25 protein-coding genes and 1 riboswitch are annotated in these 22,927 nt (G+C 28.6%); of the genes, 24 read left to right on the top strand and 1 reads right to left on the bottom strand.

Annotation, left to right across the window (positions count from 1 at the left end; all coding sequences use genetic code 11):
* Positions 1-13: 13 nt before the first annotated feature.
* The 21 genes from CLHOM_RS11280 (at position 14) to CLHOM_RS11185 (ending at position 18,740) form a co-directional block, all read left to right on the top strand.
* On the top strand, positions 14-475 hold the full coding sequence (locus CLHOM_RS11280) for a GNAT family N-acetyltransferase (protein WP_052221799.1): 462 nt from the start codon (positions 14-16) through the stop codon (positions 473-475).
* 44 nt (positions 476-519) lie between these two features.
* Positions 520-879: a VOC family protein gene (locus CLHOM_RS11275; RefSeq protein ID WP_052221798.1), complete on the top strand. Its 360-nt coding sequence runs from the start codon at positions 520-522 to the stop codon at positions 877-879.
* Between the two features lie 24 nt (positions 880-903).
* Positions 904-1,203 carry a YciI family protein gene (locus CLHOM_RS11270; protein ID WP_052221797.1) on the top strand — a complete coding sequence of 100 codons (300 nt, stop codon included), beginning with the start codon at positions 904-906 and terminating at the stop codon, positions 1,201-1,203.
* Positions 1,204-1,271: 68 nt separating this feature from the next.
* Positions 1,272-2,570: a B12-binding domain-containing radical SAM protein gene (locus CLHOM_RS11265; RefSeq protein ID WP_052221796.1), complete on the top strand. Its 1,299-nt coding sequence runs from the start codon at positions 1,272-1,274 to the stop codon at positions 2,568-2,570.
* 674 nt (positions 2,571-3,244) lie between these two features.
* Positions 3,245-5,272, top strand: coding sequence for an ATP-dependent nuclease (locus tag CLHOM_RS11260; protein ID WP_052221795.1), 2,028 nt, complete (start codon positions 3,245-3,247; stop codon positions 5,270-5,272).
* Positions 5,269-7,332, top strand: a complete 2,064-nt coding sequence (locus CLHOM_RS11255; protein WP_052221794.1) for a UvrD-helicase domain-containing protein — start codon at positions 5,269-5,271, stop codon at positions 7,330-7,332. Before CLHOM_RS11260 ends, CLHOM_RS11255 begins: the two co-directional genes overlap by 4 nt.
* A 426-nt stretch (positions 7,333-7,758) precedes the next feature.
* Positions 7,759-8,055 (top strand): hypothetical protein, encoded by a 297-nt coding sequence (locus tag CLHOM_RS18355; RefSeq protein WP_139205633.1) that lies wholly within the window; start codon positions 7,759-7,761, stop codon positions 8,053-8,055.
* Positions 8,056-8,373: 318 nt separating this feature from the next.
* Entirely contained in the window at positions 8,374-9,519 is a 1,146-nt protein-coding gene (locus tag CLHOM_RS11245; RefSeq protein WP_052221792.1) for a Fic family protein, read from the top strand.
* 16 nt (positions 9,520-9,535) lie between these two features.
* Positions 9,536-10,300 (top strand): PDDEXK nuclease domain-containing protein, encoded by a 765-nt coding sequence (locus CLHOM_RS11240; protein WP_082204414.1) that lies wholly within the window; start codon positions 9,536-9,538, stop codon positions 10,298-10,300.
* A gap of 53 nt (positions 10,301-10,353) precedes the next feature.
* A complete protein-coding gene (locus CLHOM_RS17925) occupies positions 10,354-10,512 on the top strand; it encodes a DUF1016 N-terminal domain-containing protein (RefSeq protein ID WP_082204419.1) in 159 nt (52 codons plus the stop codon).
* Between the two features lie 34 nt (positions 10,513-10,546).
* On the top strand, positions 10,547-10,936 hold the full coding sequence (locus CLHOM_RS11235) for an iron chaperone (RefSeq protein WP_052221791.1): 390 nt from the start codon (positions 10,547-10,549) through the stop codon (positions 10,934-10,936).
* Between the two features lie 140 nt (positions 10,937-11,076).
* Entirely contained in the window at positions 11,077-11,703 is a 627-nt protein-coding gene (locus tag CLHOM_RS11230; protein WP_242846767.1) for a class I SAM-dependent methyltransferase, read from the top strand.
* A gap of 42 nt (positions 11,704-11,745) precedes the next feature.
* Positions 11,746-12,231, top strand: coding sequence for a GNAT family N-acetyltransferase (locus CLHOM_RS11225; protein WP_052221789.1), 486 nt, complete (start codon positions 11,746-11,748; stop codon positions 12,229-12,231).
* Between the two features lie 43 nt (positions 12,232-12,274).
* Positions 12,275-12,529: a TfoX/Sxy family protein gene (locus CLHOM_RS11220; protein WP_052221788.1), complete on the top strand. Its 255-nt coding sequence runs from the start codon at positions 12,275-12,277 to the stop codon at positions 12,527-12,529.
* A gap of 50 nt (positions 12,530-12,579) precedes the next feature.
* Positions 12,580-13,050: a YbaK/EbsC family protein gene (locus tag CLHOM_RS11215; protein ID WP_052221787.1), complete on the top strand. Its 471-nt coding sequence runs from the start codon at positions 12,580-12,582 to the stop codon at positions 13,048-13,050.
* 75 nt (positions 13,051-13,125) lie between these two features.
* Positions 13,126-14,061, top strand: a complete 936-nt coding sequence (locus tag CLHOM_RS11210) for a homocysteine S-methyltransferase family protein (protein WP_052221959.1) — start codon at positions 13,126-13,128, stop codon at positions 14,059-14,061.
* Between the two features lie 76 nt (positions 14,062-14,137).
* Positions 14,138-15,235 (top strand): sensor domain-containing diguanylate cyclase, encoded by a 1,098-nt coding sequence (locus CLHOM_RS11205; protein WP_052221786.1) that lies wholly within the window; start codon positions 14,138-14,140, stop codon positions 15,233-15,235.
* Positions 15,236-15,273: 38 nt separating this feature from the next.
* A riboswitch (TPP riboswitch) is annotated at positions 15,274-15,377 on the top strand.
* Between the two features lie 134 nt (positions 15,378-15,511).
* A complete protein-coding gene (gene thiC, locus CLHOM_RS11200) occupies positions 15,512-16,822 on the top strand; it encodes a phosphomethylpyrimidine synthase ThiC (RefSeq protein ID WP_052221785.1) in 1,311 nt (436 codons plus the stop codon).
* A 100-nt stretch (positions 16,823-16,922) separates the two neighbouring features.
* The gene (locus CLHOM_RS11195; protein ID WP_052221784.1) at positions 16,923-17,258 is read left to right on the top strand and encodes a cupin domain-containing protein; all 336 of its coding nucleotides are present in this window, start codon (positions 16,923-16,925) and stop codon (positions 17,256-17,258) included.
* A gap of 122 nt (positions 17,259-17,380) precedes the next feature.
* On the top strand, positions 17,381-17,812 hold the full coding sequence (locus tag CLHOM_RS11190) for a hypothetical protein (RefSeq protein ID WP_052221783.1): 432 nt from the start codon (positions 17,381-17,383) through the stop codon (positions 17,810-17,812).
* Positions 17,805-18,740, top strand: coding sequence for an AEC family transporter (locus tag CLHOM_RS11185; protein ID WP_052221782.1), 936 nt, complete (start codon positions 17,805-17,807; stop codon positions 18,738-18,740). The genes CLHOM_RS11190 and CLHOM_RS11185 overlap by 8 nt, the downstream gene beginning before the upstream one ends.
* A 61-nt stretch (positions 18,741-18,801) precedes the next feature.
* Here the strand turns inward: CLHOM_RS11185 and CLHOM_RS11180 are convergent, their stop codons facing one another.
* Complete coding sequence (locus CLHOM_RS11180; protein ID WP_052221781.1) at positions 18,802-19,566, bottom strand: DeoR/GlpR family DNA-binding transcription regulator; 765 nt, start codon at positions 19,564-19,566, stop codon at positions 18,802-18,804.
* Between the two features lie 285 nt (positions 19,567-19,851).
* On the opposite strand from CLHOM_RS11180, the gene CLHOM_RS11175 reads away from it, so the two are divergent.
* From CLHOM_RS11175 to iolC, 3 genes are read left to right on the top strand one after another with little or no spacing between them, the layout of a single operon-like run.
* The gene (locus tag CLHOM_RS11175) at positions 19,852-21,006 is read left to right on the top strand and encodes an iron-containing alcohol dehydrogenase (protein ID WP_052221780.1); all 1,155 of its coding nucleotides are present in this window, start codon (positions 19,852-19,854) and stop codon (positions 21,004-21,006) included.
* A gap of 27 nt (positions 21,007-21,033) precedes the next feature.
* A complete protein-coding gene (locus CLHOM_RS11170; protein WP_052221779.1) occupies positions 21,034-21,879 on the top strand; it encodes a class II fructose-bisphosphate aldolase in 846 nt (281 codons plus the stop codon).
* A 19-nt stretch (positions 21,880-21,898) separates the two neighbouring features.
* On the top strand, positions 21,899-22,915 hold the full coding sequence (gene iolC, locus CLHOM_RS11165) for a 5-dehydro-2-deoxygluconokinase (RefSeq protein ID WP_052221778.1): 1,017 nt from the start codon (positions 21,899-21,901) through the stop codon (positions 22,913-22,915).
* Positions 22,916-22,927 lie beyond the last annotated feature (12 nt).

Raw genomic sequence — 22,927 nt, 5'->3', positions numbered from 1 at the left:
GGAGAAAAATGAAATGATTGAAAAACTAAATTTAAAAAATTTAGAAACAGCTAAACATGTATTGGAATTACAAATAGCCTCATATAAAATTGAGGCTGAAATAATAGGATTTTACGAAATACCTACTTTAAAGGATACAATAGAAAGTTTAATGGAATGTGATGAAGTTTTTTATGGATGCTATAAAGATAATGTTTTAGCAGGAGTAATTTCATATAAGATTTCTGAGAATGTGGTGGATATACATAGAGTTGCAGTACATCCACTATTTTTTAAGATGGGTATTGCGGATAAACTAATTAATTTTGTAGAAGGACTTGAGAGAAATATAAATAAAATAGTGGTGTGCACTGGGAAGAAGAACATGCCTGCTATTGGCTTATATAATAAGAATGGTTATAAAGAAAAAAATGATATTGAGGTCAGTAAAGATATCTACATTACAGAGTTTGAGAAAGTTATTTATGAAGAGTAACAGCTTAAATTTTGAAATAATATATTGGTTTAGGAGTGAAAAACATGAAGGTAAAACAAATTTTAAATCGATTTTATGTAAATGATTTGGAGCAGGCAATTGAATTTTATGAAAAAATATTTAATGAAAAATGCAAGTTAAGATTCAAGTATTCTGAAGCTGACTTAGAGCTTGCACAAATAGGCAATGTTTTAATAATAAGTGGCACTAATGAAGCGTTAAAGCCATTTAGAAGCACACAAGTAACATTTTTAGTAGATTCAGTTGTTGAATTTAAAGATTTCTTATTAAAGAATAATCCTAAGATTATCAGAGATGTAAAGGAAGTACCAACTGGAATGAATATGACTGTTCAGCATTTAGATGGCACTATAGTTGAATATGTTGAACATAAAAATCTGTAATAAAATCTGGAGGATACTAAGAAGATGAAAAAAGGCGATAAATTATTTGTTAGAACAGACTATAAAGTTCAAGGAACAAAGGTTGAAGCAAGTGATTTTAATGATCATGTTGAATATCTAAAAGGCATTTCAGATGAGAGATATTTTATTGGAGGGGGTTTCTTGAATAGAGATGGTGGAATGATTGTTTTTGAAGCTAAAGACTTAGAAGAAGCAAAAGAAATTTCTGATAAGGACCCTATAATTAAAAGAGGTTTTTACACCTATGAATTAAATGAATGGGAGTTAGTAATTATTTCAGATAAACTTTATAAAAATAATTAAAGTTTAAGCTATATAATAAAAGAACAGTGGCGAATCATATAAAAGATATCTTCTTGTAGGAGGAAGTGATGAAAAAATCAATACTATTGATTACTCCAGAAAACAAAGAAATAAATAAATTTAGAAAAAAGCAGGTTAATAACTTTATCCAAATTACTATGCCTTATTTAGCAGGATTTATAGATGAATCAAAGTATAATATATTTCTTTTAGATGAATACAATCAAAGCATACCTTTTGAGAATCAGTTTCATTTAATAGCTATAACAGTGAATACTTCAAATGCTTCACACTGTTATGAAATTGCAACTAGGTTCAGAAATAAAGGAGCCAAAGTTGTTTTCGGTGGTCCACATGCAACCTTGCTTCCTGATGAAGCTATTAATTACTGCGATTATATAATTATAGGAGAAGGGGAAGAAACCTGGCCTCAGTTTTTAGAAGATTTTTATACTAATAAAGCAAAGAAAATATATAAAACTGAATCTATACCTTCCTTGAAAGGTATTCCTATCCCTAAAAGAGATTTAGTTAAAGGACGGTATTTAACAAAGGGAGCAGTTTTCGCCACAAGAGGATGTCCCTATAATTGCAGCTACTGCAACTTAAAACAAATATACTCTAATTCCTTTAGAACTCGCCCAATCCAAGAGGTAATTGAAGATATAAAAAGTATAAATAGAAAGTACTTTGTATTTTGGGATGATAACTTTTTTGGAGACATAGAATATGCAAAAGCATTGATGAGAGAATTAGCAAAGCTTAATAAAAAATGGGCTGCTCAAGTTACCTTGGAAAGATGTGAAGATGAGGAAGTATTAAAGCTAGCTAAAGAGTCTGGGTGTATATATTTTTTTGTTGGATTGGAGTCTTTCTCTGAAATGAGCTTGGCAAGTGTTAATAAATCAATTAACAATGTAAAAGAATACAAAAGAATAATAGACTTAATTCATAGTAACAGAATTTCTGTACAAGCAGGTATAATATTTGGCTTTGATACTGATACAAAGGATGTGTTCAAAGTAACCTTGGAAGCTTGTAATAAATTAGGCATAGACGGGGTTACAGTAAGTATATTGACACCGCTGCCTAAGACACCTTTATATGACCAATTCAAAAAAGAAAATAGGTTATTATCAACGGATTGGACATATTTTAATGGCAAAACAAGAGTGGCATTTAAGCCTAAAAACATGACCTCGGAAGAATTATTTGAAGGATATATGTGGTTTAGAAGAGAATTTTATTCTATGAAGTCAATTATAAAAAGATTGTTGATTTCTAAAACAAATATAGTGCATAATTTTATAGTAAATTTAGGATATAAGTTTTCCATAAAGGAAACTGAGTTTGAGGATCACTTGTAAAAGCAGTTATTCCGAGATAAGAGGAATTTTAGGGATGGATATTTAATTTAAAACTGATGTAGGAACATTTAACTTATGCAATGGGTTAATAAGAATTTCTTTCATGAAATGTATATTTATTATTTATTAGATATAATTAATGGCAAATTAATAATTTAAGGAAATAAATTATTTTTAAAGAGAATGGAAAACATAATCACAATTTTTATTGGCAATATATAGAAAAATTAAAGATTTAAATATATGCACTCTATTTATAAAAAGAATATTTTACAATTACCGAAAGTAATAGATCATATGATAGAGCTGAAAATATGATTTGTATTATTCTTGAAGCAGAAATTAAGAATAATAGTTATATGTAAAAATAAAACTGAATATAGTTAGAAATAAAATATATGTAAGACTTATTTCCACGAAGAGATTCGTGGAATTTGTATTTAATGGGATAAAATTTTATAGGAATTCAAGGGTATATTTTATATAAGAGAATGTTAGATAAATTTGTGAAATAGAATATATTTTGTAACAATAAGGATTATTATGATATAATTTGATATAAAGGAATGTTATGAAATAACATTAAAGAATAGGGTTATTTCCATAATGGGAAGTTATATAATATACGTATTGTGATATATAACTTCTACTAATCATTGAAATTGGAGGATATTATGTATTTAAAAAGCTTGAAAATTATTAATTTTAGGAAATTTGGATCAGAAAATAATACGGTAGAGTTTGTTGATGCACAAAGTTATCAAGAACAAAAGAATTCAAAGGAAATAAATATTGCGCCAACAACTACATTAATAGTTGGAAAAAACAACTGTGGGAAAACAACGATTATTCAAGCCTTGGACAAACTTATAAATGATAATAGCTTAAAGTCTAATGATTTTAACTTTTCATATATAAAAAAATTATTGAATTCATATCAAGCTTCTACTGAAAAATTTGATCTTCCTTTTATTGAATTTATTGTAGGTATCGGGATTGATAAAAATAATACAGATTTAATTACTAATCTTATTCCTTTTATGACATTAGAGGATATAAACAAATCGAAATTGGATATTTTTATTAGGTACGAAGTTGAAGATGCTGAAATATTTATTAATAATATAAAACAATTACTACAAAAAAAATACCGTGATGAAAATTTAATATTTAATAAATTTTTAGAAATAATTGATATATCTAACTTTAAACTAAATTATTATAATAAGAATGGAGAGAGCATAAAACAATTTAAATTAAAAGATTTAATGGAATTGAAGTCTATAAAAGCAAATAATATTGAAGGGGAGAATTGCTTATCTAAAGCATTTAGCAAAATAATTGAATACAGATATAATATCTTGTTGGGAGGAGATAAAGAAAAATTAGAGTCAAAAATTATCGATATTAATAGTGACTTGACAAAAAAATTCAATAGTCATCATACAAAATATATAAATGACTCTTTAGGTCAAGTTGTATCTAATGATAAATTGAAAGTGTTATTGAGTGCTGATTTAACTTTCCAAAGGCTTATGAATAGTTTAGTTAAGTATAAATATGTTGAAGAAAATTTGTATATTCCTGAAAATCAATTTGGCTTAGGATATACAAATTTAATGATGATAATTGCAGATTTGATTGACTATATGGAGAAATATCCAGAGAATTCTTTTAATAGCAAAGTTAATTTAATATCAATAGAGGAGCCAGAAACATTTATGCATCCTCAAATGCAAGAGCTTTTTATAAAAAATATAAATAATGCAATTGCAACTCTTTTGGAAAGTAAGCATAAAAATATAAACAGTCAATTGATAATCACTACTCATTCATCTCATATATTAAATAGCAAAATTCATAGTGGCAATACTTTTAATAATATAAATTACATAACCATCGAAAAAAATTACGCTAATGTAGTGAACTTAAATGATGAAAAAATAACACCAAAAAGTGATACAAAAGAAAATGATTTGAAATTTCTAAAAAAACACATAAAATACAAAGTTTCAGAACTCTTTTTTTCGGATGCAATTATTTTGGTTGAAGGTGTAACGGAATACACGCTTCTGCCTTACTATATTGATAAAAATGACAAATTGAATAAGTATTACATATCAGTTTTTAATATTGATGGTGCACACGGACTTGTGTATCGTGAATTAATAAAATTATTAAAAGTTCCAACTTTAATAATTACTGATTGTGATATAAAAAGGTTCGATGATGAAAAGGAAAAATTTGCGCAAATTTCTAGTTTAAAAGACAGGATTACTACGAATCAAACTATTATCAAAAATAATAACGATAATAGCAAATTGGATGTTTTACCTGAATATATTGAATATCAAAATATGTATATTATTTATCAAGGGAAAATAAATAGATATTATGCTACAAGTTTTGAAGAAGCCTTTATATTAACTAACTACAACAATATATTATTAAATAACGTTTTGAAAAAAATAAAACCTAATATTTATAAAGAAATTATTGTTGGAAATAATTTTTCCAATAATAAAAAGAATTCTTATAAATGGCAATGTAAATTATCTAATGATAAAAGCAATTTTGCAAATGAATTGTTATACGCTTTAATAATCGAAGAAAATAAAGCTGAAATCCCTTTACTTCCTAAATATATAGTAACTGGACTTGAAATATTAGCTAAAAAACTAAAGGGAGATGAATCAAAATGAATCTAACAAAAATATCTTCTCAAAATGAGACAAAAGAGAAAAAAATTATTAAAGTAATTTGTAATTGTGTTGATAAAAAGAAAAGTATAATTTTTAGCTCTGGAGCAGGTGCAGGCAAAACATATGCTCTTGTAGAATGCTTGAAATATGTAATAAGTACTTATAACAAAGAACTAAAATATCATAATCAAAAAATCATCTGTATAACATATACTAATATTGCCACCAACGAAGTTAAACAAAGATTAGGTAATGCAAGCACAGTATTGGTATCTACTATTCATGAAAGAATATGGGATTTTATAAAAAATTATAAAAAGGAATTGGTGCAAATACACCGAGAGAACTTATCGAAGAAAATAGAAGAAATGGAACAAAAAATAAAAACAGCTAAAGAATATGAGCAATATCGTAAACTTAACGATGAACAAAAAAAAGCTTTACAGAAAATAATGAATGAAAGTAAGGATATATATTATAAATATTATAATTTTAATGCTAAAGATTTTAAGAAAGGATTAAATGATATTTTAACTGATTTCCCCGGTATTTTAAATAATGTTAGCAATTTCAAAATAATCATTAATACTATTTTTAAGTTATCAAATTATCATATATGTAAACACAATATTGACGTAAGCAAACCAAGATATACGTCTGTAGAATATAATTCAACCTACAATAGTGATCAGCTTCATAAAATGAGAATAAGTCATGATACTTTATTAGATTATGGTTTAAAAATTATTGAAAAATATGATTTATTAAAACAAATAATTATTGACAAATATCCTTTTATATTCATTGATGAATATCAAGATACTAATGAAAGTGTAGTAAAAATAATGAATTGTTTACATCAGCATTCAATCAAAATTGGGCATGAACTTTTTATTGGATATTTTGGAGATGTTGCACAAAACATTTATAACGAAGGAGTAGGCAAGAAAATAACACAAATTCAATCTGACTTAAAACCAATAAATAAAGAATTTAATAGAAGGTCAACAAAAGAAGTCATTGATATTGCAAATAAAATTAGAAATGATAATATTGTTCAAAAATCTATTTTTGAAGATTGTGTTGGTGGAAGTGTTAAGTTCTATACTGGAAATTCAGACGATGTTAGCAATTTTATAGAAAAATATTTATTTGAGTGGGAAATAACACATCGGAATCCACTACATTGTTTCGTTTTAACAAATAAAACAGTTTCAAAGTATAGTGGTTTTGAAAATTTGTACAATGCATTGAGTGATACAGATACATATAGTGGGTCTAATTATGGCCAATTAAACACCGAATTATTAAGCAATGACATATCAAAACTTGGTGAAATTCCCAGCTTATTATTTAGGATAATAAAATTAAATGATAATATTGAAAATAATAAAACTCAATTAAAAGATATTTTGCCGTCAGAATTATGTATAAATATGAATTTAGAAAACCTAGAAAATTTAGTTTTATTATTAAAAAAGATCACAGGAAATACATTGGGAGAATATGTACAAAATATTTCCCAAATATATTCTAAAGATATCGAAGGAAAATATAAAAAAATAATAGACAGGGTTTTTGATATTGACAACATTTCGTTTGAAACTTTTAAAAGCTTTCTTACCGAAAAATTATTTTCTAATTTAAATGATAGTGATGTAGAAAATGCAAATACAGTTATACAATCATTGTTAAATATAAATATAAACGAATACAAATTATGGTATAAATACATATTGAATGAATGTGATGATAAAATAATTTATCATACATATCATGGAACTAAAGGATTAGAGTTTAATAATGTTATAATAATAATGGAAAATGCTTTTGGGAAAAGTAGAAGTTATTTTGATTTTTTCTTTAAAAATTACACTGAATTAAAAACTCTGAATGATGCAGATAAAGATAAATTTGAGCAAATTAGAAATTTGTTATATGTTTCTGTTTCAAGAGCAATTACAAATTTGAGAATATTATATACTGATGATGTAACAAATTTTAAGAATGGAATTGAAAAGATATTTGGACAAATATACACATATCAAAATAATAATTAAAGTAGTCAAACTTCTCATTATCCATATAACTAGAATTTTAAAATAAAAAATTAAACATATAAATGTTATACGTTTTACAATTTAATCTTTAGATACAAGAAATACTAAAAATTTTATAAATGTTATAAAAAATTATACTATTGAATTCTTAGTAAAATTTTTTATTTTACTTTATGGCAGTATTAAGCCTTATTAAATAGCAAAACAACATCAATAACAATCTATATGGAGAATTTTATTAACATATACAAAATTTTAATTCTGATAAAAAATAATAAAACAAAAACATTTGAAGATAAGACTTCTGATATATCCTATTTAGATAATATCAGAAGTCAAGTAAAAGTAATTTATTCAAGATCTAATAAAACCTACAATTATAACTCTTTTAATGTACGGATATTTAAGGAGCCTAAGAAAATAAATTTGGATCAAAAGGTTGTGCTTATATCAGGGTTTCCAGTAAGAAGTTCGTCCTTAGTACTTGATTTTGGTGAATATATTAAAATAATTAATGACAATCAAGCAGCAGAAATTTATCATAAATCAGAGGTTACATATGAAAATTCTTGTCTTAATTCAAAACAGCCTAGAGCTGTTTTTGATTATTTTAAGAAATTATCCTCTTATGTAAATGTCATGGAGGATGGCAAAAAAGTACTATTTAAGCAGTATGAAAAAATAATTACTGTAAGGAAAGATAGTTGTTGTCCACATATTTAACTGGGGATCCTATTAGAAAAAATAACTATAATGATACTCCCATATTTCCATTTGGTTTAAATTTAAGCCAAGAAAAAGCAGTGAAATGTGCATTAGAAAACTCCATTAGCTAATGACAAGTATTTCAGAGAATTATTTATTTGATTGTTTAATTATTGATGATAAGATCCATTTAGCACTAACATAAATAAGTCTATATTTTAGGTTTATTTTGAAATATAATATATAATCACAAATTTGTATTTCAAAATAAGTTTAAAAACTGAAATAAAGTGATATACTTAATAAAAGAGATTTTATTAAGTGGGGGAAACAAATGTGTTTGTAGAGGCTGGAAAATATGAAATACAAAGAGATGGAGCTTGCATTTATTACACTTATACACCAAAAACGTTGTGTGGTGAAGATTTTATAAAAACAGATGAAGAATTGACATTATTACTTTCAAAAGCTCATAGAAATCTTGGTATTTTGGAAGGAATGGCTAAAGTGGTGCCTAATATAGATATTATAGAATCTATACTTATAAAAAGAGAAGCTCTTTTATCTTGCCAAATAGATAGGAATACTGCGACCTTTGAGGGGATAATGCAAACCTCAAAAAAGAAAAGTGAAGAGGAAAAGATTGTATTAAATTATGTGAATGCAGTTATGCTTGAAAAAAGCAGAATATTTGAGAATCAAGTTTCAAATAATTTAATATGTGATATTTATAAAATCATTATAAATGATGAAAATAAGGGTGAAGCTAGCGGCTTTAGAAAAGTACAAATCTTTGATATACCTGGTTTAGCAGGAACGAGTATGAAAATGTATAATCCAACAGCACCAGAAGATATTGAAAAAGCAATGGAGGATCTTGTAAGTTATATAAATAGAGATGATGATGTGGATAAAATAATCAAAACGGCACTAGCATATTATCAGTTTATTACAATTAGTCCATTTAAAAATGAAAATAACAAAATGGGTAGAATATTGATAAATATACTTTGGCAGCATTATAAAATATTATCAAAACAACTTTTGTGTATATCAAGGTATATTATCCAGGATAAAATAGGCTTTGCTGATAGAGTATCTACGGTAAGAATTATTGGTGATTATAAACAATGGATTAAATATTTCTTGAAAATGATTGTTTATGTGGCAGAAGAAACGATAACAACTATTGAAAATTTAATGCAATTAGATAAAAAAGATACTGCTAAGATTATGGTGTCAGGAAAAATACAAAAAAATCAATTGAAATTATTTGAGTATTTAAAGCTAATACCAATTATTGATATAAAACAAACTGCTTTAAATCTTAATATGTCATATAATACTATGGCAAAATCTATAGAAGATTTACAAGAACTCGGTATACTTAAACAAAGTAATAATCTAATGCGAAATAGATATTTTGTCTATAAGGAATACTTGGATATTATTATTAATGAAAACATGTTGTTGATTGAATAAGAAGGAGTATTGTTAAATGGAAGATTTAAACAATAAAAATATTATATTTGAGATAAAAGAAATATTGACAGCAGCTAGAGAAAATGTTGCAAGAACTTTAAATAATGAACTTTTAATGGCATATTGGAATATTGGTAAAATTATTGTTGAATATGAACAAGATGGAGCTGTAAAAGCAAAATACGGCAAGCAGTTGTTAAAATCATTATCTAAAGAGTTAACTATAGAATTAGGAAAGGGATTTTCTGTTTCCAATCTTCAATATATGCGAAGATTTTATTTAGAATATCAAAAACAACAGACACTGTCTGTTAAATTGAGTTGGTCTCACTATTGTGAAATTTTAAATATTTCTGATAAAAATGCAAGAGCTTTTTATGAACAGGAAGCTATTAATTCTAATTGGTCGGTTAGAGAGTTAAAGAGACAGATTGATACATCTCTTTTTGAGAGATTACTTTTGTCTGAGGGAAATGCTAATAAAGAAAAAGTATTATCTTTAGCAAAGCAGGGAATTACTTATGCAAAGCCAAATGATATATTGAAAGATCCATATGTTTTTGAATTTTTGGGAGTCCCTGAAAATAAACCTATGTTTGAAAAAGACCTTGAAAAGGCACTTATCATTAAGATTGAAAAATTCTTATTAGAACTTGGTAGAGGGTTTATGTATGTTGGTTCACAACAGAGAATTACTTTAGGAAACATTCATTATTATGAGGATATGGTTTTTTATAACAAAATATTGGAGAAATTAAATTCAATAAATTTTATTGTATAATAAAGGGGATATAATTTAAAAATAAGCACAATTCTTCAAAATATGAGAAATCTATATATTTAAGCTATCCAAATTGCCAGGCACTGTCTGGCGAAATAAATTGGTCTCATTATTGTGAACTTTTAGCTATTGGAGATGAAAGTAAAAGAAATTTTTATGAAAAAGAAACTATAAACTCAAATTGGTATGTAAGAGAATTAAAAAGACAATAGGTGAAAGAATTATTTATAATTAAGGAGATAAATAATGCAACCAAATAAAATCAATTTTAATTCAATTGATGAATATATTTTACAATTCCCTACTAATATTCAGGAAATACTTAAAATGTTAAGGAAAGTTATAAAACAGTCAGCACCAGAGGCAGAAGAAAAGATAAGCTATCAAATACCTACTTTTGCGTTGTATGGAAATCTAGTGCATTTTGCTGCGCATAAAAACCATATAGGATTTTATCCAGCTCCTAGTGGAATTGATGCTTTTAAACATGAATTATCGGAATATAAAGGAGCAAAGGGGTCAGTGCAATTTCCTATAGATAAGCCAATGCCTTATGAATTAATAAGCAAGATAGTTAAGTTTAGAGTTGCTGAAAACATAAAAAAATCAGAAGACAAATTGAAAAAGAAGAAATAATTCTGCAAATTTAATTTAAAGATAATCTATAAAAATTATTATTTTATGGGTCAAGACTTTGCATATTAAGATACATAAGTATATTAAACCCGATTCGTTCATATTATGATGAAAAAGATTATATGTGGGGGGCAGGAATATTGGAACTTCACAATAAAGCAATAAAATTTGATAAAATGGTCAGAGACAGATCAAATGATGAATTAGGATTATTTGAGAAATATGATGAAATTTTATCAGAAATAAGAAGTAGAATAATTAAACATAAATCTTCAAAAGTGCTAGATATAGGCTGCGGAACAGGTAATTTATGTGGTGAATTAAGTGATAAAATAGATATAGTTGGAATTGACACAAACCTAGAAATGATTTCATATGCAAAAAAGAAATATAACAATATGGAAGTGAAATTAGGTAGTTTTCTAGAGGAGCCTTTTAGAAAGAATTATTTTGATGTTGTTGTAACTACCTATGCTTTTCATGGATTAAATAATTGTGAAAAAAGAGAAGCAATCAAGAACACGCTAGAATATTTAAAAGATGATGGCAAGGTTATTATTGCAGATTTTATGTTTGCTAATGAGATAGAAAAAGAAATATGTTTAAGTAGTTTATACGCTAAAGGTAGACAAGACTTATTGGATGTAATAAATAAAAAGTATTATACTAATTTAGAAGAATTAGAAGCCTATGTAAGATCGTTAAATTGTAAAATCCACAGCGAACATATAGTTAATTTTACATGGGTAATAGAGATTAAAAAATAACCAATTAATTATGGATTTTCTAACACAAAGGAGAAATTTAAAATGGAAATAACTATACGAAAATATGAAGATTCAGATATCCCTGCAATGGTGAAAGTTTGGAATCGTGTTGTTGAGGATGCAAATGCTTTTCCACAAATAGAAAAATTGAGTGAAGAGCAGGCAAAAGAATTTTTTGCTTCTCAAACCTATACGGCAGTTGCGATAGGGGACAATCAAGTTCTAGGATTATATATTTTACATCCAAATAATGTAGGACGATGCGGACACATTGCCAATGCCTCCTATGCTGTTGATGCAAATTATCGAGGATATCATATTGGAGAGAAATTAGTGAGGCATTCAATAGACATGGGTGCAGCATTTGGATTTTCCTTATTGCAATTCAATGCAGTTGTTAGTACGAATTTAAATGCAATTAAGCTTTATGAGAAAATTGGATTTCATAAAGTAGGAATAATTCCTAAGGGTTTTCTGCTTGGCAATGGAAATTATACGGATATCATAGTTTACTACATTGAATTGTAATTTGAATTATAAAATATAGATTACTTTTAAGGAGGATAAATTTATGGGAGAATTATCTAAGTTACCTAACATAGGGAATAAATTAGAATTACAGCTTAATGAAGTTGGTATAGAAACAGTTGAACAATTAAAGAAGGCTGGAAGTAAAGAAGCTTGGCTTGCCATTAAATCAATAGATAGTTCAGCTTGTATTAATAGGTTATATGCTTTGGAAGGAGCAATACAGGGGATTAGGTGGCATGGACTTCCAGACAAATTTAAAAAAGAACTAAAAGATTTTTACAACGAAGTAAAGTAATATAAAGGATTAAGAGGATATTTATATTTTACAAATGAGGAGGAATAATTATGGCTATAGAAGAAGTAAGAGAATATTTTAATAAATGGGACATGGCAGATAAAATACTTGAATTTGATGTTTCAAGTGCAACCGTTGAATTAGCTGCACAGGCAGTAGGTTGTGAACCTAAAAGGATAGCAAAGACACTGTCATTTATGGTAGATGGGAAAGCTATTTTAATTGTAGTTGCAGGTGATGCTAAAATTGATAATTCAAAATATAAATCACAATTTTCAACAAAAGCAAAAATGCTAACACCTGATGAAGTAATTGATTTAGTAGGACATGCTGTTGGTGGAGTATGTCCCTTTGGGATAAAAGACGGTGTTAATGTTTATCTTGATGAATCTTTAAAACGATTCAAAACAGTTTTTCCTGCTTGTGGAAGCAGTAATAGTGCAATAGAATTAACAATCGATGAACTTGAAAAGTATTCGAATTATTCTTCCTGGATCGATGTATGTAAAGGCTGGGAATAATTCTTATTAGGAGTAAAAATGGTGAATAGTTAAAATAATTATTTATGATTGGGGAGATGGATAATGGAAAATAAAATGGATTTTGAAAGCTGCTATAATAATTCTTCTATTATTTTTATGGAGGGTGCATTAGGAGAACGATTAAAAAGGGAATATCATATTCCTTTTGATGAAACAGTTGCTCTTGCTAGTCACATTTACAATGAGAAATCTAAGGAAGCGCTTAAAGAATTGTTTAGCCAATACATAAAAATATCAGGACATTATCATTTCCCTATTATGATAACAACACCAACTCGAAGAGCAAATAAAGAACGTGTTCTGCAATCTAAATATAATAAGAATATTATTTATGATAATGTATCATTTTTGAATGAGATAAAGCGAGATTGTTCTTCCCAGGTGTACATAGGCGGACTTATGGGATGTAAGGGTGATGCTTATAAAGCTGATGCAATTTTATCTGAAAAGGAGGCATTGGAATTTCATTCATGGCAAGCTTCCTTGTTTGCTGAGGATAAAGTAGATTTTTTATATGCTGGAATTATGCCAGCTTTATCTGAAGCTATAGGCATGGCAAGGTCAATGGAAAACACAGGTTTACCGTATATTATTAGTTTTATGATTAGAGAAGATGGTAAATTAATAGATGGAACAACAATTCATGAGGCTATAGTGGCAATTGATAGCTCCACTAAGAGGAAGCCGCTTTGTTATATGACAAATTGTGTTCACCCACAGGTAGTTTTTAAAGCGCTCTCTCAAGCCTATAATAAAACCACTATAGTTCAGCAGCGATTTAAGGGAATACAGGCCAATACTTCACCCTTATCGCCAGAAGAGTTGGACAATTGTTGTGAATTAAAAACTTCAGATGCCTATAGTTTTGCAGCAGATATGTTAAAATTATATGAAAACTTTAATCTTAAAATTTTTGGCGGTTGCTGCGGTACAGATGATACTCATATGAGTGAAGTTGCGAAAAAGTTAAAAAAAGCTATATATTATTAAATTTACAGTTACTAGAAATGTGATATTTCACAAAATTATGGTACAATAAAATAGTAAGCCATTGTGGGGTGTTATTATGAGTGTCGTAAATACTGTACTATTAATTTTAACCTTGTTTTTTGCATTAATAGCTTTATATCAATATAAATTAATAAAAGATTTTAATAAAAGCCAGGAGCTTATGGAGAAAATAAAAGAGAAACTTTATCAAACTAGTGAAAAGGTTTTAATGACAGAGAATGAGGATGAAATATACTCTATTGTTTTAAATACTGCTGTTGATTTAATACCAAATGGAACTAATGGCAGTATCCTTGTTATGGATGAAGATGAAAATTTTCATTTTAAGGTTGTCAGAGGATTTCATGAGGATTTACATGATCTTGTTTTAAAAAAAGAAGAAGTGTATCTTAACAGTGTTAATAAATTTAAAGAAACTGCTATAATAGAGAATCCCCGAAAATTTGATGAAGTTAATACTAACGCAGAAACAATAAACGAGCTTAGAAAGAGAGATGCTTTAAATATTTATTGTACCATATCTGCGCCTATATACATAGACAATAAGCTTATAGGACTTTTAAATGTAGATTCTTCGAAACCAGAATGTAGGTTTACTAAAAAAGAACTAAATCTTATGAATTTAATAAAAAGTGAACTTCAGATAGCTTTAAAAAATGCTTTTGCACAGAATAAGCTTAAATATTTAGCAAATTTTGATGAACTTACTGGTGTTATGAATAGAAGAAGATTCAATAAAGAATTTAGTATTGAAATGGAAAAAATTAAACAAGAAGGCAAAGAATTTTCCCTTGTTATGATAGACGTTGATGAATTTAAAGCAATTAATGATACCTATGGACATAATTTTGGGGATAAGGTACTTAAATGTTTTTCTAGTTTGATAAAAAGTTATATAAGTGAAACTGATATAATAGCAAGACTCTCTGGAGATGAATTTGTTATTTTGTTTAGAAATTGTATTGGAGATATGGCTAAAGAAAGGATGGACAAGATAACAGATATAATATCATCTAAAAAAATAAATGGAATCAATATTTCATTTAGTCATGGTATATGTGAGGTTAGGGATTTCGATAATATAACTGCTGAAGAGGCTATTGTTTTAGCTGACACAAAGATGTATAGCTGCAAAAGATCAAAAAGAATTTGAATTGACAAGAACATAAATGAAGTGATATTATATACAAAAATAAATATTTCGGGAGCTTGTGTGCAGGCTGAGAGGAAACAAAAGTTTCGACCGTACCTGATTTGGGTAATGCCAACGTAGGGAATAACATTGATGAAAATTTATGGGATGTACTTCGTTTGCAGGTACATTCCATTTTTGTTTTTTTATTTACAAATCCTATGCAGGTCTGTATGTGAAATATCAATAGACTAACTCTCGAAGAAATATTTAATAATTTAAATTGGAGGTAAAGATATGAATTATAAAACACAGATGGAAGCTGCTAAAAAAGAAATTATAACAAAGGAAATGAAGGTTGTTGCTGAAAAAGAAAGTATAGATATAGAAAAACTTAGAGAACTTATGGCTTGTGGAAAAGTTGTAATACCAGCTAATATTAATCATACATCACTAAGTCCTGAAGGAATTGGTGAAGGGCTTAGAACTAAAATCAATGTAAATCTTGGAGTTTCTGGAGATTGTATTGATTATGAAAATGAATTTGATAAAGTTAAATTGTCCTTGGAATTTGGTGCTGAAGCTATTATGGATTTAAGTAATTTTGGTAAAACTAATACCTTTAGAAAACAATTAATTGATATGTCACCAGCCATGATTGGTACAGTACCAATGTACGATGCTATAGGCTATCTTGAAAAAGATTTATTAGAAATTACTGCAAAAGATTTTCTAAAGGTTGTAGAGGCTCATGCGGCTCAAGGCGTTGATTTTATGACTATACACGCGGGAATTAATAAGCGTGCAGTAGAAGCTTTTAAAAAAACAAAGAGAATAACAAACATAGTTTCAAGAGGAGGTTCTTTGCTTTTTGCATGGATGGAAATGACAGGTAATGAGAATCCATTTTATGAATACTATGATGAAGTTTTAGATATTCTATATAAATATGACGTTACAATTAGTTTAGGAGATGCACTTAGGCCTGGAAGTATTAATGATAGTACAGATGCTGGTCAAATTTCAGAACTAGTTGAATTAGGAGCTCTTACTAAACGTGCCTGGGAAAAAAATGTTCAAGTTTTAGTAGAAGGACCAGGGCATATGGCAATTAATGAAATAGCAGCAAATATGGTACTTCAAAAGAGATTATGCCATGGAGCACCATTTTATGTTTTAGGACCACTGGTAACTGACATTGCACCAGGCTATGACCATATTACCTCTGCTATAGGTGGCGCAATAGCAGCTTCTAATGGAGCAGATTTTCTATGCTATGTAACTCCTGCAGAGCATTTAAGACTTCCTAATTTAAGTGATGTAAAGGAAGGGATTATAGCATCTAAAATTGCCGCTCATGCAGCAGACATAGCAAAGGGAATACCAGGTGCACGAGATATTGACAATAAAATGAGTGATGCAAGAAGAAGAATTGATTGGGAAGAAATGTTCTCCTATGCTATTGATAGTAAAAAGGCAAGAGAATACTTTGAAAGTACTCCTCCTGCTGAAAAACATAGCTGTTCAATGTGCGGAAAAATGTGTGCAATGAGAACAACTAACAAAATATTAAATGGGGAAAAGGTAGAATTTTGCTCAGATAAATAGTTTTAAAAATATATAGATACTGCAATATGGTAACTTTTGTTACATATTCTTACCACTAACAGGGTTATAATATGATTAATAGATGTAAGGAGGTAAGAATATGAATAACTTAATTAAAAATATAGAATTCTCAAAGATACTTAATTTAAAGGACTTAATATCATACCAGGAAGGGCAGGTTATAAGCAGAACACTTGCGCAGATACCACATGCTAACATAACCCTCTTTTCACTGGATAAAGGGGAAGGTATTAGCACTCATGTTACTGCTGGAGATGCTATGGTTCAAATATTAGATGGTGCAGCGGAAATTACTATAGGTGATGAGGTTTTTAATGTTAAAGCTGGTGAAACAATAATAATGCCTTCTAATGTTCCACATGGACTTGAAGCTGTTGAGAGATTCAAAATGCTTTTAACTGTTATAAAAGGATAAATACAAAAGTAAAAGCTATGGAAATACTTAAGCTAATAAGTAATCCATAGCTTTTTTACTTTTTGGATATATTGTTTTTTTATGATATAATTAATTAAAAATTTGAAGAATGGAGTATATTTATGGATAAAAAATTAAAAGAAGCTATTAAAGCAGCAAAAGGTTTACATAAGAAAGAGCTTATATACATGAGTGATAGCTTAGATCTTCAAATAGAGCCTAATTATCAAGTGTTAGCTAATATAGTTGAAAATCTTAATCTAGCTATAGAGAAAAAGTTTTATGATTCAATTAAGGAGGAAGAAGACTATGAAGAGGGGTATATGCTTTATGAACTAGCCCTTTTAAATTTTGATGAGAAAGATCTTATTTCTGAAGAGGATATAGAATTTGTAGGAACAATTATAAAGGAATATGTAGATATTGAAGATCCGATTTTAATAGAGGATACTTATGTTTTTAATATTAAATTAGATAAGCTTCAGGATTTATATGAGAGAGCTTCAAAGCAGGTGGAAGAGGGTAAGTTTAAACGAGGTACGAGCTTTGAGTGATGTAATTTCAAATACCCTGCCTATAATTCTTTTTATTTCCTTTGGATTTTTAATACAGAGAAAAGAGATATTAAAAAAAAGTACTATAATAGACATTAAAAAAATTGTAATGAATATTTCTTTACCGGCAGTTCTATTTATTACTTTTATCAACATGGATTTTAAAAAGGAGTATTATTTGATAATACTTTGCATAATACTACTGATGACTATATTGTATTTTACTGGTGCAATATTAAATCTGTTTAAAAGAATACATAATCCGTTGAATCCTTTTATGAGTACTGGATTTTCTTTTGGATTATTGGGAGTTCCGCTCTATGGTACGGTATTTGGTGTTGATAATTTAGGTAAGATATCTGTTATTGGAGTTGGTCATGAGCTTTATATGTGGTTTATTTTTTTCACATTATTAAAAATAAAATTTAATAATGACAAATTTACAGCAAGCACTATTATAGAAATGATTAAATCTCCATTAATCATTGGAGTTGTATTAGGAATTTTATTAAATATAACAGGATTTAAAGGTTTTATTCATGAAGTTGGAATTTTAAAGGGAATATTTACAACTATACAGTACATGGCAAATATAGCTACCCCCTTAATTTTAATAATTGTAGGGTATGATTTGAAGATAAATAAGAAGTATCTAAGGGGAAGCATTAGGATAGTTATTTTAAGAATAATGGTAGTTTTCATAATTGGATATGCATTCAAGTTTTTAGTGCTAGATGCCTTAATAAAAGATGATAAACTATTTGATTACGCTTATTTTACCTTTTTAATATTACCACCGCCTTTTTCAACGCCCATTTTTATGGACAAGTATAATGCTCATGAATATAGGGATTTAGCAAATAATGTAACGGTACTTGATACCATTATATGCATAATTGTATATGTTATTTTTGTAGCCTTATTATAGAGAGGCACAATGAAAAATAAAGCAGGCTGTAAACTATTTTATCTAAGCTTACAGTCTGCTTTTATTTTGTTGGGATTATGGCATCGATGTTATTATCCTTAAAGAATTTATAATATTCTTCAGGTAAAGCCCTATCAGTTACAAGTGCATCGATATCTTTTAAATTACAATATGTCATTAAAGATGTAACATCTAGTTTTGAATTATCTGCAAGTACAATAATCTTGCTACTTTTTTGTACTACTGTTTTCTTTATTTGATATTCAAAGGAAGATGAATTAGTAATTCCATTAGATATAGAAACACCAGTGGAAGCCATAAAGGCTTTTCCGATGTTATAATTGTTTAAAAAGTGTATTGCTTCAATTCCGATAAAAGAATTTGCCCCTCTAAATAGAGATCCACCAGTTGAAAGAACATTAAGATTAGGATAATCTAAAGACATAACTAAGGCATTTAAATTATTAGTTATGATAGTTAGGTTACGTCTATTTGCTAAAAAAGGTATCATATGCATGGTGGTGGTTCCTGAATCGATAAAAATTATATCATTATCTTCTACAAGGTTGCTTGCAAGTTCTGCTAAAACTACCTTTATATCTTTATTTTTAATTTCTCTTTGATTAAAAGGGACAGTATCCTTTTGATCAATGTTTAATGTAATACCACCATAAACTTTTTTTATAATGCCTTTCTCTTCTAATTCAGCTATATCTCGTCTAATGGTATTTTTGGAAACGTTAAAAATAGAACATAATGTATCAATTGAAGCATTTTCGTGTTCACGTATATAATTGCTAATTTCTTTTATTCTGTTTACTTTCAATTGTAAAGTACCCCCAATAAACTATTCGTTTTAATAAGATAAATATATTATATAGTATAAAATTCAATAATACAATAAGAATAGTAAAATAATAATCCGGATATAACTATTATATACCCAAAATATTATCAAATATACACTAATTATAAACAAAATATATTAAAATTATTTAATATATTATTGACCTTGAAACATAAAAGTGATAATATATAACCAAAAGGTAATCAATATATAAATAAAAAATAATCATATATGAAGCAGAAAATGCTGAAATGGAGGGAAATCATGGCTTATAAGTTTTTAGTTCCTAAAACTGTCATCTCAGGAAAAAACGCTATAGAAGAAGCAGCTCAACAGATGAGCGACTTAGGTAAAAAAGCATTAATTGTTACTGATAAAATCATGGTTAAGATAGGTAATGTATCTAAATTAACAGATGTACTCAAAAAGAGCAATGTTGAATACGAAATATTTGATGGGGTAAATTCTGAACCTACAGATATAATTATAGGTGAAGGAGTAGAAGTGTATAAAAATTCTGGATGTGATTTCTTGATTGCTGTAGGTGGGGGAAGCCCAATAGATGCAGCAAAAGCCATTGGAGTAATGGTACAAAGTTCAGGAAACATTTCAGATTATATGGGAAAAGTAATAAACACTTCTATACCACCACTAGTAGCTATTCCAACTACTGCAGGAACTGGGTCAGAAGCAACACAATTTACTATAATATCTGATACAAAAAATAATGTAAAAATGCTCTTAAAAGGACCATCACTAATACCAATATTAGCAATAGTGGATCCTGAGTTTACAATTACTTCTCCGCAAGGTGTAACATCTGCAACAGGAATAGATGCATTAACACATGCTGTAGAAGCTTATACTTCAAGACTTGCTCAGCCTTTATCAGACACTTTTGCTTTGTCAGCTATAAAACGTATATTTGGTAATTTAAGAACGGCATACAGTGATGGAAATAATTTTGAAGCTAGAAATCAGATGTCACTAGGTGCACTAGAGGCGGGTATAGCATTTAATAATTCATCAGTTACAATAATTCATGGTATGAGTAGACCTATAGGAGCTTTGTTCCATGTTCCTCATGGAATTTCTAATGCTATGTTGATTGTTGAATGTTTAAAATTCGCTATAGATGGTGCAGCGGATAGATTTTGTGAAATTGCTAAAACTGTAGGAATTTATAAAGAAGGAATGTCTGATATAGAGGCTTCTAAGGCTTTGATTGAAGAAATTAAAAACCTATGTGATTATTTAAAGATACCTACTTTAGAAGGATACGGAATAAAATATGAAGATTTTATAAAGCAAATAGATAAGATGGCTGAAGATGCTTTAATAAGTGGAAGTCCATCAAATACAAAGAAACAACCTACAAAAGAAGATATTATAAAAATTTATGAAAACTTATGGAAATAGCCTACAAATAAGGAAGGAGCATATACCATGTCAATTGTAAATATGAAGGAATTACTGGAAAAAGCGGATAAGTCGGATTATGGTATAGGTGCATTTAGTATTGCTAATATGGAAATGATAATGGGAGTAATAAGGGCTGCGGAAGAATTGAAATCGCCAATTATTCTCCAAATTGCAGAAGTACGACTAAAACATTCGCCACTTAATTTAATAGGACCGGTTATGGTGGAAGCTGCAAAAAAAGCAAAAGTTCCAGTGGCAGTTCACTTAGATCACGGCATTACTCTTGATACCATAAAGGAAGCTCTTGATTTAGGGTTTACATCAGTAATGTATGACGGTTCACATTCCCCGTTAGAGGAAAATATTGAAATAACCAACGAAGTAATTCAATTAGCTAAAAAATATGGTGCAGCTGTAGAAGCAGAAATAGGAAGGGTAGGTGGAAGTGAAGACGGTTCTAAAGATATAGAAATGTTAACCACTAGCGTGAAGGATGCCAAGAGATTTTATGAAGGAACAAAAGTAGATGCTTTAGCAATAGCGATTGGAAATGCTCATGGAGTCTATAAAGAAGAACCTGTATTACAATTTGAGAGATTAAAAGAAATTGATAATGAAGTACCAATACCACTTGTATTACATGGCGGATCAGGAATAAGTGCTGAAGATTTTAGGAAATGTATAAAAAATGGAATAAAAAAGATAAATGTTGCAACAGCTACTTTTAATAATGTAGTAAAAGGGGTATCTGTACTGTTTAAAGAAGAAGATTCTGTAGAATATTTTAAATATCACAGTAAAGTAATAGAATCAGCATACGAAAACGCTAAAAAGCACATAGAAATTTTCGGAAGCAACAACAAAGCTTAATGAAAGGAAGGTATCTACAATGAATAATATTAAATTTGATAATTCAAAAGCAATAGATGTAATTCCAATAGGAAGAGTGGCTATAGATTTTAACCCAAATGAAATTCACAGACCTTTACACGAAAGCAGAACCTTTACAAAATACGTTGGAGGTTCTCCAGCAAATATAGCAGTTGGTTTAGCTAGACTTGGAAAAAAAGTTGGATTTATAGGGAAAGTATCTGATGATCAATTTGGAACATTTGTAACAAATTACTTTGAAAAAGAGGGAATAGATACTTCGAATATTAGCAAAGCTAAAAATGGAGAATCTTTAGGACTTACATTTACAGAAATACTAAGCCCAACTGAAAGCAGTATATTAATGTACAGAAATGGAATTGCAGATTTGCAATTATCTCATGAAGATATAAGTGAAGAATATATAAAGGATGCAAAGGCCATTGTTGTGTCAGGGACAGCTCTAGCAGCAAGTCCTTCAAGAGAAGCAGTTTTTGTTGCTATCGAATATGCAAAAAAACACGGTACTGTAGTAATATTTGATGTAGATTACAGAAGCTATACTTGGAAGTCAGAGGAAGAAATTGCAGTTTACTATTCTTTAGTAGGAAGAGTAAGTGATGTTGTAATCGGTTCAAGAGAAGAATTCGATTTAATGGAAAAGCTCATTGCTAAGGGAAGCACTGATGAAGAAACGGCTAAAAGATGGTTAGGTTATGGAAATAAAATCGTTGTTATAAAGCATGGAAAAGAAGGTTCAACTGCTTACACTGATGATGGAAATGTATTTAAGATAAAACCATTCCCTGTTAAATTATTAAAATCTTTTGGAGGCGGAGATGCATACGGTTCAGCATTTATCTATGGATTGCTAGAAGGCTGGGATGTAATCGATGCACTTGAATTTGGAAGCGCTTCAGCAGCAATGCTTGTTGCTAGCCACAGCTGTTCAGAAGATATGCCAACTGCAGAGGCAATAAAAGAATTTATTCGTGAGAAAAAAGAAGAGTACGGAGAAATGATAGCAAGAGCATAGGCAAGGGGGAAA

The organism is Clostridium homopropionicum DSM 5847 (genome assembly GCF_001263795.1).
Lineage (GTDB): Bacteria > Bacillota > Clostridia > Clostridiales > Clostridiaceae > Clostridium_H > Clostridium_H homopropionicum.
This window is presented reverse-complemented; position numbering and strand designations above follow the sequence as displayed.

Coding starts and splice junctions, on each gene's coding strand:
- CLHOM_RS11280 (WP_052221799.1), top strand. CDS start 14: ATGATTGAAAAACTAAATTTAAAAAATTTAGAAACAGCTAAACATGTA.
- CLHOM_RS11275 (WP_052221798.1), top strand. CDS start 520: ATGAAGGTAAAACAAATTTTAAATCGATTTTATGTAAATGATTTGGAG.
- CLHOM_RS11270 (WP_052221797.1), top strand. CDS start 904: ATGAAAAAAGGCGATAAATTATTTGTTAGAACAGACTATAAAGTTCAA.
- CLHOM_RS11265 (WP_052221796.1), top strand. CDS start 1,272: ATGAAAAAATCAATACTATTGATTACTCCAGAAAACAAAGAAATAAAT.
- CLHOM_RS11260 (WP_052221795.1), top strand. CDS start 3,245: ATGTATTTAAAAAGCTTGAAAATTATTAATTTTAGGAAATTTGGATCA.
- CLHOM_RS11255 (WP_052221794.1), top strand. CDS start 5,269: ATGAATCTAACAAAAATATCTTCTCAAAATGAGACAAAAGAGAAAAAA.
- CLHOM_RS11240 (WP_082204414.1), top strand. CDS start 9,536: ATGGAAGATTTAAACAATAAAAATATTATATTTGAGATAAAAGAAATA.
- CLHOM_RS11235 (WP_052221791.1), top strand. CDS start 10,547: ATGCAACCAAATAAAATCAATTTTAATTCAATTGATGAATATATTTTA.
- CLHOM_RS11225 (WP_052221789.1), top strand. CDS start 11,746: ATGGAAATAACTATACGAAAATATGAAGATTCAGATATCCCTGCAATG.
- CLHOM_RS11220 (WP_052221788.1), top strand. CDS start 12,275: ATGGGAGAATTATCTAAGTTACCTAACATAGGGAATAAATTAGAATTA.
- CLHOM_RS11215 (WP_052221787.1), top strand. CDS start 12,580: ATGGCTATAGAAGAAGTAAGAGAATATTTTAATAAATGGGACATGGCA.
- CLHOM_RS11210 (WP_052221959.1), top strand. CDS start 13,126: ATGGATTTTGAAAGCTGCTATAATAATTCTTCTATTATTTTTATGGAG.
- CLHOM_RS11205 (WP_052221786.1), top strand. CDS start 14,138: ATGAGTGTCGTAAATACTGTACTATTAATTTTAACCTTGTTTTTTGCA.
- thiC (WP_052221785.1), top strand. CDS start 15,512: ATGAATTATAAAACACAGATGGAAGCTGCTAAAAAAGAAATTATAACA.
- CLHOM_RS11195 (WP_052221784.1), top strand. CDS start 16,923: ATGAATAACTTAATTAAAAATATAGAATTCTCAAAGATACTTAATTTA.
- CLHOM_RS11190 (WP_052221783.1), top strand. CDS start 17,381: ATGGATAAAAAATTAAAAGAAGCTATTAAAGCAGCAAAAGGTTTACAT.
- CLHOM_RS11175 (WP_052221780.1), top strand. CDS start 19,852: ATGGCTTATAAGTTTTTAGTTCCTAAAACTGTCATCTCAGGAAAAAAC.
- CLHOM_RS11170 (WP_052221779.1), top strand. CDS start 21,034: ATGTCAATTGTAAATATGAAGGAATTACTGGAAAAAGCGGATAAGTCG.
- iolC (WP_052221778.1), top strand. CDS start 21,899: ATGAATAATATTAAATTTGATAATTCAAAAGCAATAGATGTAATTCCA.